19 protein-coding genes are annotated in these 11,633 nt (G+C 42.3%); 17 read left to right on the forward strand and 2 right to left on the reverse strand.

What is annotated here, in order from left to right; translation table 11 throughout:
• Window positions 1–142: 142 nt before the first annotated feature.
• On the reverse strand, window positions 143–1,297 hold the full coding sequence (locus ACYVR3_RS15250) for a site-specific integrase (RefSeq protein WP_461244913.1): 1,155 nt from the start codon (window positions 1,295–1,297) through the stop codon (window positions 143–145).
• 64 nt (window positions 1,298–1,361) lie between these two features.
• Window positions 1,362–1,952, reverse strand: a complete 591-nt coding sequence (locus ACYVR3_RS15255) for a helix-turn-helix domain-containing protein (protein WP_461244914.1) — start codon at window positions 1,950–1,952, stop codon at window positions 1,362–1,364.
• A gap of 180 nt (window positions 1,953–2,132) precedes the next feature.
• Here ACYVR3_RS15255 and ACYVR3_RS15260 point away from each other — a divergent pair, with 180 nt between their 5' ends.
• The 17 genes from ACYVR3_RS15260 (at window position 2,133) to ACYVR3_RS15340 (ending at window position 11,405) form a co-directional block, all read left to right on the forward strand.
• A complete protein-coding gene (locus ACYVR3_RS15260) occupies window positions 2,133–2,324 on the forward strand; it encodes a DNA-binding protein (protein WP_461244915.1) in 192 nt (63 codons plus the stop codon).
• Window positions 2,325–2,600: an excisionase family DNA-binding protein gene (locus ACYVR3_RS15265; protein ID WP_461244916.1), complete on the forward strand. Its 276-nt coding sequence runs from the start codon at window positions 2,325–2,327 to the stop codon at window positions 2,598–2,600.
• Between the two features lie 78 nt (window positions 2,601–2,678).
• Entirely contained in the window at window positions 2,679–2,891 is a 213-nt protein-coding gene (locus ACYVR3_RS15270) for a hypothetical protein (protein ID WP_461244917.1), read from the forward strand.
• Between the two features lie 230 nt (window positions 2,892–3,121).
• Window positions 3,122–3,409 (forward strand): hypothetical protein, encoded by a 288-nt coding sequence (locus tag ACYVR3_RS15275; RefSeq protein ID WP_461244918.1) that lies wholly within the window; start codon window positions 3,122–3,124, stop codon window positions 3,407–3,409.
• Between the two features lie 2 nt (window positions 3,410–3,411).
• The gene (locus ACYVR3_RS15280) at window positions 3,412–4,212 is read left to right on the forward strand and encodes a bifunctional DNA primase/polymerase (protein ID WP_461244919.1); all 801 of its coding nucleotides are present in this window, start codon (window positions 3,412–3,414) and stop codon (window positions 4,210–4,212) included.
• A gap of 3 nt (window positions 4,213–4,215) precedes the next feature.
• On the forward strand, window positions 4,216–5,667 hold the full coding sequence (locus ACYVR3_RS15285; protein ID WP_461244920.1) for a virulence-associated E family protein: 1,452 nt from the start codon (window positions 4,216–4,218) through the stop codon (window positions 5,665–5,667).
• Window positions 5,668–6,169: 502 nt separating this feature from the next.
• Window positions 6,170–6,658 carry a hypothetical protein gene (locus ACYVR3_RS15290; protein WP_461244921.1) on the forward strand — a complete coding sequence of 163 codons (489 nt, stop codon included), beginning with the start codon at window positions 6,170–6,172 and terminating at the stop codon, window positions 6,656–6,658.
• An 11-nt stretch (window positions 6,659–6,669) separates the two neighbouring features.
• Complete coding sequence (locus ACYVR3_RS15295; protein ID WP_461244922.1) at window positions 6,670–6,891, forward strand: hypothetical protein; 222 nt, start codon at window positions 6,670–6,672, stop codon at window positions 6,889–6,891.
• Between the two features lie 93 nt (window positions 6,892–6,984).
• Window positions 6,985–7,209 (forward strand): hypothetical protein, encoded by a 225-nt coding sequence (locus ACYVR3_RS15300; protein WP_461244923.1) that lies wholly within the window; start codon window positions 6,985–6,987, stop codon window positions 7,207–7,209.
• A 13-nt stretch (window positions 7,210–7,222) separates the two neighbouring features.
• Window positions 7,223–7,792, forward strand: a complete 570-nt coding sequence (locus ACYVR3_RS15305) for a hypothetical protein (RefSeq protein WP_461244924.1) — start codon at window positions 7,223–7,225, stop codon at window positions 7,790–7,792.
• A 13-nt stretch (window positions 7,793–7,805) separates the two neighbouring features.
• Complete coding sequence (locus ACYVR3_RS15310) at window positions 7,806–8,012, forward strand: hypothetical protein (RefSeq protein ID WP_461244925.1); 207 nt, start codon at window positions 7,806–7,808, stop codon at window positions 8,010–8,012.
• Window positions 8,013–8,423, forward strand: coding sequence for a helix-turn-helix domain-containing protein (locus ACYVR3_RS15315; RefSeq protein ID WP_461244926.1), 411 nt, complete (start codon window positions 8,013–8,015; stop codon window positions 8,421–8,423). It begins immediately after the preceding gene.
• Complete coding sequence (locus tag ACYVR3_RS15320; protein WP_461244927.1) at window positions 8,423–8,644, forward strand: hypothetical protein; 222 nt, start codon at window positions 8,423–8,425, stop codon at window positions 8,642–8,644. Before ACYVR3_RS15315 ends, ACYVR3_RS15320 begins: the two co-directional genes overlap by 1 nt.
• A gap of 68 nt (window positions 8,645–8,712) precedes the next feature.
• On the forward strand, window positions 8,713–9,048 hold the full coding sequence (locus tag ACYVR3_RS15325; RefSeq protein ID WP_461244928.1) for an RNA polymerase sigma factor sigma-70 region 4 domain-containing protein: 336 nt from the start codon (window positions 8,713–8,715) through the stop codon (window positions 9,046–9,048).
• 21 nt (window positions 9,049–9,069) lie between these two features.
• Window positions 9,070–9,561: a hypothetical protein gene (locus ACYVR3_RS15330; protein WP_461244929.1), complete on the forward strand. Its 492-nt coding sequence runs from the start codon at window positions 9,070–9,072 to the stop codon at window positions 9,559–9,561.
• A complete protein-coding gene (locus ACYVR3_RS15335; RefSeq protein ID WP_461244930.1) occupies window positions 9,562–10,002 on the forward strand; it encodes a hypothetical protein in 441 nt (146 codons plus the stop codon).
• 725 nt (window positions 10,003–10,727) lie between these two features.
• Window positions 10,728–11,405 carry a hypothetical protein gene (locus ACYVR3_RS15340; RefSeq protein WP_461244931.1) on the forward strand — a complete coding sequence of 226 codons (678 nt, stop codon included), beginning with the start codon at window positions 10,728–10,730 and terminating at the stop codon, window positions 11,403–11,405.
• Window positions 11,406–11,633 lie beyond the last annotated feature (228 nt).

Genomic DNA, 11,633 nt, shown 5'->3' on the forward strand with positions numbered 1-11,633 from the left:
CACTGCGTGATAACTGGTTAATATCTTATGATGGGCAGTCAGGGGTTTGAGTAACCCGAATGTCGAAATGCCGTCATACCAGTATTGGTAGGGTGTTATGAAGTGTTATTTTTTGTTTTGGCTTACCCTTTGGCTTACTTTTCTAGAAATTTAGGTAGTTAGCCAGCTTTTCAACGGCTTCCTTTTCCTGATTCTTAGTAACGTGGGTATAGATGTTCAGAGTTGTTTGAGCATCTTCATGACCTAAGCGAGTTTGAACTTCTTTGATGGTGGCCCCAGCGGAGAATAAGGCGGAGGCGTGAGAGTGGCGGAACCCATGAACGGTAATTCGTGGTTCGATGTTATTATCATCCATGAGTTTAGTCAGCCACTTGGCAGGCGTGTTCAGGCTCTTGAATTTATTCTTGGTATTAGCGAAAATGAGTTGATTGTTGTTCATAGTGTTGAATCCTAACTCCAAGTACAAACGGCGTTGTTGTGAACGCCAGTGCTTTAGTGCATCCGCAGTTTGTGGGTCCAATGAGATCACCCGCATACCCTTCTTAGTCTTAGGTGCTTGGATAATCTGCTTACCCCGATCGCCTTGCGTAAGGGTCTTATTGATACTCATAGTTTGGTGCTCGAAGTCAATATCTTGCCACGTTAGAGCTAAGCATTCGCCCCGTCTAAGTCCACAGAAAGCAAGGACCCGGAATAGGGTGTACTTTTCCGGTTCATCTTGCCGATTGATGCATTTAAAGAATGTGGCCAACTGTGATTTACTCCAGAAGTTAGCTGGCTTCTCGCCCCACTCTGTGGGCTTCTTTGGCATGGTGATGCGCTTTGCCGGGTTGTCGGTAATGTATTCTTGGCGGATGCCGTAATCGAATACAGCTACTAAATAATTGTACCAGCGAGTATAGTTGTAAGTGACCTCATCGAACCACTTGTTAACCGCCTTTTGGCATTGATTAACGGTGATGGTGCGTAGGCGTTTGTTACCGAATAATGGTAGTATATGGTTATCGAACATTTTAGCAGTTCTAGCCCACGTACTTTCGCGGACTGTGTTCACATACTGCTCGTACCATTCGTGATAGACTGCTTCAAACAGAATATTGTTTTCTTCAACTAAGCTACCTTTTTGCTGTAGATCAAGGGTCAATCTTGATAACGCAAGGGTAGCTTCTTTTTTTGTCTTAAAACCACGGCGGCGAGTTGTTTTCTTCTTACCGTCTTGTGGGTCAACACCCAGATAAAGCTGAAATTGATAACGGGTTGCCCCGTCCTTGTCGATATATGGTTTAACTGCACCCATTGTATTAGTCCTCCATAACATTCGTACCATGCGAAGGGGCGGTTATGTATGGGGGGGGCTAGGGTTATTCCGAGAGAGAAAATTCAACTATTTTAGTATCTGCAATATCTTCAAACACGTCAACGAGTTCTGCTTCAACGAAAGAATCACGAATAACATCTTCAAAATCTGCTGTTATATCAGTAATAAAACCTGTAGACAGTTTGCTTAAATATGGGGTGAGCTTATCTAGTTCGTTTTGATTAACAGGTCGTACTGATGCGCTTAGTGCAAGTACATTGGTATTAGGACCAACGGGGCCGTAATTTGTGACGGAACCAGAAAACTTAATAGAGGCAACTCGATTGTTATTTTTAGAAACATTGAGAAAACAATCTAAATCATGGGATATAAGCCCCGTCTCTTTATAGTATTCATCATCGGATGCCCCAACTTCACTATAATAATCAAAATCAAATGGGGCATATTCAAAAAAATCAGTCGGTGAAACGTCTAGTGCCTGACAAATTTTATTAATAGTTTCAAGTTGAATCATTTTACCGTAATTTTTGGCAGTTGAAGTAATGGTGTTTTTAGAGATACCGGTAGCATTTGAAAGATCAACAACTTTTATTCTTTTTTCAGCCATCAATACAGAAAGATTATTTCTTATCATATTCGTTCACCTCACCGATATTTTACCTGCAAAAGTTGTTAAAAACAATATATATAGATAAAAAAACAAGAATAATTGGATAAAGATGTTGATTTTTATCCAAACTAATGTAATAATCTTTTTGTAAACACAACTTATCTTGTGTTTAACGTATTATCTTTATAAAAGAGGGTGAAACATATGATTAACGCAAATGAGTTACTTAGCATCCGTCAGGCCATGCAAATTCTCGGGGTACGTAGCTATAACACGTTCAGAAACAACTACCTGAACTGTGGGCTACCCTGTGTTGTGGTTGGCAAGAGCCGAAAAGTAGACGTCAATGACTTACGTAAATTTGTTGATGACCATAAAGTTAGCGAGGTGAAGTAATTGATTCCAATTAACCTAAGCTTATCTGAAACTGAATTGGCTAAAATCAAAGGTGCAATGCTGGAAAGTGCAACGGATGCGTTTAAACAGGCGTCTAAGCAACATAATTACGGTCCGTACCTACAACTTGGTGAAGCCGCCCAGTACGTGGGCATTAGCCGGGCGTCCTTAAATAAGCTCATTAGTGAAGGGCTACCCGTGGTTCAAGTTACCGGCTCGATTCAACGCATTTCAAAGCAGACACTGGACAAATTCTTAAAAGAAAAAGAAATTTAACCGTACCATGCGAAGGGGCAGTTAGATTCATCTGTTTGTTACACATAGTTCCACAATCTATTTTAGGACGGTGCCAGAATGACTGATGATAGTTGGAAAGTAAAACAAGCTTACGAAACCTTGAAGAAGGCAAGCAGCTTAGATTCATCCGCTCACTTGACGTATCGGGATGTGCTAAGCAACCCCGGTGCTGATGCGGATGTTGAGTTAACCTACACCGCTGCACTTGAAATTTTGCTTGCTAGTGCGCAAACGTACCTAGAACTAACGGAGGTGATCCGGCATGGTTGAAACGATTGATTTGATATTGCTGGGCTTTGTGTTCTGTTTTTCGCTGGGCGTGGTGCTAGGTATTTCGGTATCTCGTGAAAAGGACTAAGACAATGACAATTTATGAGGGTAAAACGAAAAAGCCCACACAGTCAGCCGGGAAGCAAGTTGTGTGGACTTCGAGAAGATGTGAAACATATCGTGGAACATTTTAGTTACTCTCATTGTAATCGAAAGGAAGAATTTACGCAATGGGAATTAGTATATCAAGTTACGATGAAGCAGCTTACGAAGCTGATCGCACCAGTAAGTTATTACAAGCAGCACTTAGAGAAACAGAGGACGCAAGCGGGGCCGTGGCTTCATACAACAGACACCCAACTAAAGAGAACAAGGACATCGTGTTTTATGCTTCGCTCTCTGATTCGGAGATCCTACATGAACTCTGCTTTCAGTGCCTGATTAATATCACCGAAATACGGGATGAACTTCGCAGGTTAGCGGATTCAGAATTAGTGGTTCATAAAGAGGGTGCATGAGTATGGAAAGGTTCGAGAGTTTAGAAACGGCGTTAGCCCTAGCTAAGAAGAATTATCGGTGTTACCCACTTTCACGTAACAGTAAGGCTGGGGTGCGAGGTGGACACGCCTTTAATGATGCTACCGTCAATTCGGAACGGTTACGGCAACTATTTCAGTTTCAACCGTATGCGAATGTTGGCATGGTTTTAGATGGTGTGATAGTGGTTGATGTGGATAATCACGATAACAATCGGGGTACCCAGAGCCTTAAAAAATTAGCCGAAAAGGGTATGGTAATGCCGAACGATACGTACATTGAGAGGACACCCAGCGGCGGACTTCACTACTTCTTTAAGGCTGATACTAAAGCTAAAAATAACCCCAGTGCGTTCTTTGAAAATTCATCCGTTGAAATTAAAACAGATCATATCATCATTGCACCAAGTGTGGTGAATGGAGTGCCCTATACCACAATAGATAACGGTGCCGAGGACTTCAAACCAGCCCCGCCGTGGTTGTTGGCTGAATTGGATGGGCAGCAAAGTAAGCCGGTACCACAGTCAAATTACACACCCATGAAAAAATATACGGGGAAACTGTTAGACGAGCTGGTTATCGGTGCGCCAGTCGGTGATAGAAACAACAGCATGACCCGAATGGCTGGGAAGATGTTTAGAGTTGGTGCGGAACCAGAAACAGTGAAAGCATTGCTAAATTTTTACAATAATCAGTGTGATGAGCCATTACCAGATAGAGATGTGGATCGGGTTTTCGGCTCAATCCTAAAAAGTGAAATAAGAAAGCTAAAAAGGGGGCTTTAGAGCGTGAGTGAAGATGTAACCGACATTGACGAGTACAAGAAAACTCGTGAAGAAATATTAGCAAAGCGATTACCGACAGACAGCATTAAAGAACTATTCATGGTAACTGAAACCGGTAGTCCTAAAACCAGTTCAGCTAAAAACGTAGCGATTATCTTAACCAAAGACCCTAACTTTGCTGGGAAGATTGCATATAATGCGTTCAGTGAAGTGTTCGTGAAACTTGAATCGTTACCCGCGATTAAAAGCGGTAAGGGGCCGTGGGAGGATAACGACATCTCAATGTTTCGGGTGTATGTGGAAGAAACCTATAACTATTCACCGTCAACGGATGCGATTATGGCCGGGCTAGTAAGTGCGGGATATGAAAAGAAATTTAACCCGGTTAAAGATCGTATTGAATCTCAAGAGTGGGACGGCACCGAACGGGTAGAAACGTTCTTTATTGACTACCTAGGTGCCAGTGATACGGCCTATACGCGAGAAGTTGCACGAGTATGGTTGTCGGGGTTAATTGCCCGGGCATATGAACCAGGAGTTAAATTTGAATTGGTGCCCATGCTGAGTGGCCCTCAAGGACTTGGTAAAAGTACGTTGGTGGGGGCGTTGCTTCCAGATTTTTTTCTAGAGAACTTAGAAGATATGAAGTCGAAAGATTCATACCAGCAATTGGTCGGTAAAGTTGTGGTTGAACTAGCTGAATTATCAGCTATGAAGAAAACGGACGTGGACCACATCAAAAGCTTTCTATCAGCTAGATCAGACAATTTTCGGAGTGCTTACGGACGGATAACTAAAGATCATCCGCGGAAGTGCGTGTTTATCGGAACGACCAACGACAGCGGATTTTTAAAAGACGAAACCGGTAACCGCCGTTTTCTACCAGTGGAACTGAGTGTTACCAAGCCAACTAAGGATGCTTTCAATATTGATGATAACGATATGTTACAGATTCTAGCTGAAGCTAAAGTAATTCACGATAACGGTCAACAATTGTTTCTTAGTAAGGAGAATCAGGAGACCGCTGCTGAACTCCAAAAATCAGCCATGGTTGAAGATCCTACTCGTGATGCGGTCCTAGAATATTTAGAGATGCCGGTACCCAATGATTGGACAACGTATAGCATTGGCCAGCGAATTACCTATTACTATTCATATCATCGAAACGAATCATTGAAAGACAGGCATAACGCTAGGCTAACTGAATCACAGTTAACCAAGATGACGTCCACTACTACTAAAGAAATCTTGATGGTGGTACTTAATGTTGAGCAAAGGGACTTAGCTAGTGTTTCACGTAGCGGAACGGCTAAGAAGATTTCTATGATCGTATCGAACGCTGATGAGTGGGAAGCATCGGAAAATATTGTATTCAATGGTAAACGGGCACGCGGGTTTAAAAGAACACATGATAACACATCGCCGTACAAGGCATGTGTGACTGATGAACGCTGATATATTAGCGTTTAGCACATGTACACATGATACACATGTAAATATAAAGAAGTAGTAAATAAGTATTAGTAGCTACTACGTGCATAGTATTTTAGAGTTTTTGATTTTTAACATGTGTACGTGTGTTCAAGTTTCCTAATCAATTGGGAGAGTAAGAGCGAACGACCACACAAGTTAGAAAAATGACGTGCGTTGACGTGTGTATGTGGGCTTAAACGGACGTGATGTTTTCACATGTCCCATATCATGTACATGATTAAAGGCTTGGTGTGTATGGGTTTCGGACATGCGGACATGTGGGACATGTAAATATAAAGAAGTAGTAAATAAGTATTAGTAGCTACTACGTGCATAGTATTTTAGAGTTTTTGATTTTTACATGTCCACACGTTCCATATGCTCTAATCCCTTGTGGCTGTAAGCGCTAGACGATGGACATGTAAATAATTTGGCATGTCCACACGTCCCCATTTATAACCGAAACAGAAAGGAAGATGACTAAATGAAATGGCAACCAATAACGATGCTTCACCAATGCAAGAATAACGACATCTGTAAATTGAAGGGATTTGCTAATCAGTTTGGATTTAACCAGTGTGACCGATATCACAGGCCATACAGATTAAGAATGTTGCTGGCCGGATATAGCTATAAAGAATATAACAATGCTAATTTACAACACGATACTCCGAATTTTGAACACGATTGGCTAGATCATGGTCAAGTATTTAAAGTTAAAGGGACCACCCGGGTCGTGCTGGTAGGACAAAATTATGAAATGCCAGACAACGAAGAGCAATCGCACCAGAATTTGAAAATGAATCTGATTGAAATCATTACCCCACTAGACCTTGTGGCGGTCATATTTAATAACTCAAAAAGTTACTATTACCCCGGAGGTACTTGCCTCCACATGATTATGACCCCAGAGACGTACCACTACTATGAAGATACGATTTTAAGTGATCCCGCATTAATTTGCGTGATGTAGGAGGAAACCTAATGGCCAGAATTAATATTCCCAGTGCGTATCAGATTAAGACGTTTACCAGTTCAACAACGGATGAGCTAGATGATGTGGTAAATCGCTTTATAGGGACTATGGATGTCGAGTATATCCGTGATGTGAAGCTCACCACTACTTACATTGAAAGAGAGCGTTGTACATTCTACACAGCGCTCATTACTTACGTTCAGAATGGGGTTAACGGATGGACCGACTAATGACACTGGACATCCGTACTCACCCGCCCTGAAACTGTGGGCTCAAAACCTCAAAAAACCTCAAATTTATTTTAGAAAGAAACAGGTGTTTGAATGGAAGAATTTCACGGACACGGCCATTTTCGGCCAACCAGTCAATGGGACCGAGAAGCACGCAAGGTAGATCAACAACTACGAGATTTAGAAGCAGACGGTAAAACCAAGTCAGTTGAGTACCGCAGTGCTTTGAACTACCAAGCCATGATTAAGAGCCATATTAGACAAGAAATGGCCGCTTTAACTAAAGATCCAACAACCATCATTTTAAACAACGACTAGGAGGACTAATCACATGACATTAGACAACACAGCAACTTTAAACTTTAGTGCAGAGTACGCAGCCTTACAGAAGGCGTTGAAGGCACCATTTGAAGAAATCAATGGTAAGTTAACAGCCTTACAACAACAGCGGGTAGATACTACCAATGAACTGAACGCATTATCGGCGGATGAGTTGATGACACCGGCCGGTATCGCTAAAGAAAGCGAATTAAGAACGTTATTGAGTAATATTGAAATCGCTATCCAGAGGGCTAATAACGCAAAGGAAACCATTGCTAAAGAGCATGGCCCAGAAGCACGTGGTTTGGTTAAGTCGGCGTTACAGACAGCTAAAGCGAAGGCAGCACAAGAAGCCAAGAGTAACTATGGAGATCAGATTGAAGCGTTACGGTATCAAGTAACGGAACTCGATGCACAGCGGGAGGTGTTCGCACAGAACAGCAATGCTGATTTTGAGCAACAAGCTCTTAACTGGTTGAGTAGTCTTTATCACATCACAGACGTTTATGGTGGGCGAGTGTTAGAAGGCAACCCGTATTCATTAGGTGTTAACGCCCGCAACTACTGGCCTAAAGCTTAGGAGGATTAAAACAATGAAAAATGGAACCCTTATTAGAGATGTGAATGACCATCAAAGAGATCTAAATTCAACTAATCGCCAATTAAGCGAGTTGAGAAAACAGTTAAAAAATAGAGTAGAAGGTAATCTTAAATATCGTCAATTAGATAATCAGCGGGCAATGCTAGAAAGTCGATTATCAAAACTTAAACGTAAATTAGCAGAGACTGGTGGTGATTAAATGGCTGAAAAATCACTGCTAAAGCCGAAACAAAATAAGTTTGTTATGGCAATGCTTAACTCGACATCCGTTCGAGAAGCTTCGGATAAGGCTGGTGTAACGCCTCGTACTGGTTATAACTGGATCAAGCAAGACCGGGTGCGTGATGCAATTCGTGAAGTTCGGCGGCGTAAGCAGTTCGAGATCAACGCTGGCATGGCTAATTTAGCTGATATTGCTATGAGTGTATTGGTTGAAGTCATGCAGAACGAGGAAAATAACGACCAGATACGTAGTCAAGCAGCACAATTCGTAATTAAGGCGAATGAAGCGGCGTTTGATCAAGACGACATCCAAACCCGATTAGAAGCACTTGAACAGCGGGAAGCCGAACGAGATAGTTACGCCCATCAAATGGGAGGTGTGGACTAATGGCCCGTGAACGAATCAAACAGCAACTAAAACGGCTAGAAGGTGGCCACCTTACACAAGAATGGCCGGTTATAGTAACGGTTGAAGATGGTAAATCAGTTAGTTGGAACTTCGCTGGGAAGACGTTTAATAGTGAAGCGGAGATGCTCAAATATGCCGACTTGATGAACTCTAGGCCGGGTACCGTAATTATTAATGATGTACCAGAAGTAAACGAATAGTACATGGCTATTCAGCTTTAGAGGGGGGAGGGTAGTACCTCGCCCTTTAATTAATAGGAGGAATTGTAATGAATGAACAATTAGATGTGGCAGCTACTAAGGCAAGTGCTGTAGATATTTTGGTGGGTAGCCGAGTAACAGATCAAGACGATACAGCAGCACTAGTGAACGCCTTTAGTGGTAACGGGAAAAAGACGGATATTGATACGGCGTTTGATTACCTTTCAAGTGACGAACAGCGGGTGTTACGTAGTCGGTTCGTGGCCGGTAAATCAGTCGAAGATGTATCTCACTCAACTGGAATCAGTGTTGAGAACCTTAACGCAATGACTGGCAAAGCGTTAATGGCCTTTATGCACCATTATCAAGGCGGTGCAAAGCGGGTATATATCCCGGAAAACTAATTTTGAAGGGTGGGTGGGACTGTGGACTTACTAGAACGTTCGTTGATTGTTGAGTTTCTAACGCTTGACCATAAGATACAGGCAATGCGGAAACGGATAGCCGAGTTAGATCGTGCGTTTATCCACGCCCACAGCTTCATGGGGTCATCACTGGCCGTAGATGAAAGTGGGGGCCGTAGTGGTCCTAAGCCGTGGTATTCGATGGTTGAAGACTTGGTACGAACTCAACAAGAAGCTACTCACAATATTGAAATCGTTGAGTATGAACGTCACCAGTTTGAACGGTTCACAGATACCCTAACAGCAGACGAACGGGACCAGCTAGGGGCGTTACTCATCCGTAATAACACAACTCTACCTGTGGGCTTGAAAGAGCGGACACTAGCCGAAATTGGTCAAGTGGTTGAAGCAGTAGCATGGCGGTTTGGATTGGAACAAGACATTCACTTAGAGCCGGTTAGAAATGCGGATGAGAGCGTAGCTAACGTGTTAAGTCTGTTTGAGGTGATGTAAATGGGACAATTTGATGATGTAGCAAGTGATACACCAGATTCATTTGATGGTGTGGTTAGGGATAAAGCGTTTTGGGAGAAGTTTGAAGCTGTTAAACTTAATTGGGACGGAACGCCTCACACTGATTGGTGGGATGAGGACTGGGAACCACGGCAAGCAGCACACTTCATGGTGCGGATGTGGTATCAAGCCGAGAATGAGTTCAGTACACTAGAGGGCTACGGGTTAGCCCAAGCAAAGCAGCTCTTTTACCGGCTATCCTACTTGGATAAACCAGAACTTGAAATGCTACACCGTAAGTATTGCCGTAAGGCCCCGCAACCAGTTAGCGATAAAGATATGGCAGCACTGTACGACATGGACCCCAAGCAGTTCAGAGAATGGCGGCTATCGGTCGTTGAGAAAGTCTGTAAGTATAGATCCACACCAAAGAAGCCCTAGCAGAGATGCTGGGGCTTTTTAATTTGGTAGCTGAAAATTCAGCCACGAGATTGTTGGAAAATGTTGGTGTCGAAAATTCGATCGTGAGAACTGGGCCTAATACTCGGCTTAGTGAAGTCTTCCAAAACGGAAGGGTTAAACGGGTATGGTTGCATCCGTATAAGGTGACAAAACTAGACAAAACCGGACCTTCTTAATATGCGGATAATAGCCGCGCATTACTGTATATCAATGGTTGCGCCATTAGAGTGTGATTGGTGATGTAAACCCCTAGTCTATTCGGCCGACTTTTAGGCTGATTACTCATCCGTTGTACTTGGGGCTGGTGTGGGCTTAGGATAGTTGCAAAAGTGAGCACTATATCAATCGGCGGAAAATTCCGCTCAGTAAGGACCTCCCGAGTTACTAAAGGATACTCGTTTTATGAGTACCCCTGTAAAGTCGCTATGCTTCTGATGCAGAGTGAAGTGGTAGATCATTTGATGAACTTAAAAATCTTAGGATGAATAGCTGGACTACCAAAACGGAAGTCCAGAATAACCTGTAACTTATCAGCTAGAACGACCAGTGCCCCGAAGCAGGGCGGTGGTTAAACGGTACCCTGAAATAGGGTAGTGGTTTGAAAACCTGAAATAACCTTAAATTTATTGCGGCAGTTCATCCGTTGAATAGTTGCTGGTAGAACCACTGTAGGTTTGATATGCTGGTTGTTGAGGTGATCAGAAATGAAGTCGGTAGATTTAATCCAATACTTAACGGAAGTTACGGAGCAACAGCACAACGATTTAGTAACTGTGGTAACGGTTTTTATTGCAATAATCGGTTTAGGTGCAGTCATTACCGGTATTTTACAATGGCGATTATCTGATAAACAGATTGAGAAGATGAAGGAACAGTTTAAGAAAGATTATGGAATTGATAGCTTACAGAAACAAATTAAACAAGGAAATGAACTCAATAAGCAATTAAAAACGAGCTTAATAGATAATGTCAGGGTTGAGATTAACACTACTGGTTCAATTTTACCTATGACCCAATTAATTGATGTAGATGGTATCAGAGGAAATATTGTCGGTAATTTCACTGCTGCACTTCGAGGCGCTTATAACTCAGAAGCATTTGAAGATGATATTTTGAGCATATCAATGGCGCTAATTGAGAATTATATGTGGATATTTATTAATGGAGACAACAAGTATAACCCATCATATATTGAGCTTAGAAATCTTAATGTTGGGGTGGAAATAATTGAGGCTCAGCTACAAAGAGCGCCTTTTGATCCAGATGCTGTGACTGATTTCGTGAACAGGAAAGACAGGTTCTATACTCAATTTGATGTACAAAATATTTTAGAAAACAATACTCCAACGGATAATCCTATGACTAGAAGTGAGGATGACTAGTAGAGGGCGTATAATATTAAATATGAAAAAATAACGTAGCGGATGCATACAGCATCTACTACGTTATTTAGTGTTACCGCCCCTTCGCAAGTTGGCTTACCTTTTGGCTTACTTTTATTGAGAATATATGCTATTCCGTGATTACTGAAAGTACAAAAAAACCAGCAACCACGGTGTTCATAACACTGCGTGATAACTGGTTAATATCTTATGATGGGCAGTCAGGGG

Source organism: Secundilactobacillus muriivasis (genome assembly GCF_054785195.1).

Coding starts and splice junctions, on each gene's coding strand:
- ACYVR3_RS15310 (WP_461244925.1), top strand. CDS start 7,806: ATGAAAAATGGAACCCTTATTAGAGATGTGAATGACCATCAAAGAGAT.
- ACYVR3_RS15295 (WP_461244922.1), top strand. CDS start 6,670: ATGGCCAGAATTAATATTCCCAGTGCGTATCAGATTAAGACGTTTACC.
- ACYVR3_RS15255 (WP_461244914.1), bottom strand. CDS start 1,952: ATGATAAGAAATAATCTTTCTGTATTGATGGCTGAAAAAAGAATAAAA.
- ACYVR3_RS15260 (WP_461244915.1), top strand. CDS start 2,133: ATGATTAACGCAAATGAGTTACTTAGCATCCGTCAGGCCATGCAAATT.
- ACYVR3_RS15280 (WP_461244919.1), top strand. CDS start 3,412: ATGGAAAGGTTCGAGAGTTTAGAAACGGCGTTAGCCCTAGCTAAGAAG.
- ACYVR3_RS15305 (WP_461244924.1), top strand. CDS start 7,223: ATGACATTAGACAACACAGCAACTTTAAACTTTAGTGCAGAGTACGCA.
- ACYVR3_RS15335 (WP_461244930.1), top strand. CDS start 9,562: ATGGGACAATTTGATGATGTAGCAAGTGATACACCAGATTCATTTGAT.
- ACYVR3_RS15275 (WP_461244918.1), top strand. CDS start 3,122: ATGGGAATTAGTATATCAAGTTACGATGAAGCAGCTTACGAAGCTGAT.
- ACYVR3_RS15300 (WP_461244923.1), top strand. CDS start 6,985: ATGGAAGAATTTCACGGACACGGCCATTTTCGGCCAACCAGTCAATGG.
- ACYVR3_RS15270 (WP_461244917.1), top strand. CDS start 2,679: ATGACTGATGATAGTTGGAAAGTAAAACAAGCTTACGAAACCTTGAAG.
- ACYVR3_RS15325 (WP_461244928.1), top strand. CDS start 8,713: ATGAATGAACAATTAGATGTGGCAGCTACTAAGGCAAGTGCTGTAGAT.
- ACYVR3_RS15340 (WP_461244931.1), top strand. CDS start 10,728: ATGAAGTCGGTAGATTTAATCCAATACTTAACGGAAGTTACGGAGCAA.
- ACYVR3_RS15290 (WP_461244921.1), top strand. CDS start 6,170: ATGAAATGGCAACCAATAACGATGCTTCACCAATGCAAGAATAACGAC.
- ACYVR3_RS15320 (WP_461244927.1), top strand. CDS start 8,423: ATGGCCCGTGAACGAATCAAACAGCAACTAAAACGGCTAGAAGGTGGC.
- ACYVR3_RS15315 (WP_461244926.1), top strand. CDS start 8,013: ATGGCTGAAAAATCACTGCTAAAGCCGAAACAAAATAAGTTTGTTATG.
- ACYVR3_RS15250 (WP_461244913.1), bottom strand. CDS start 1,297: ATGGGTGCAGTTAAACCATATATCGACAAGGACGGGGCAACCCGTTAT.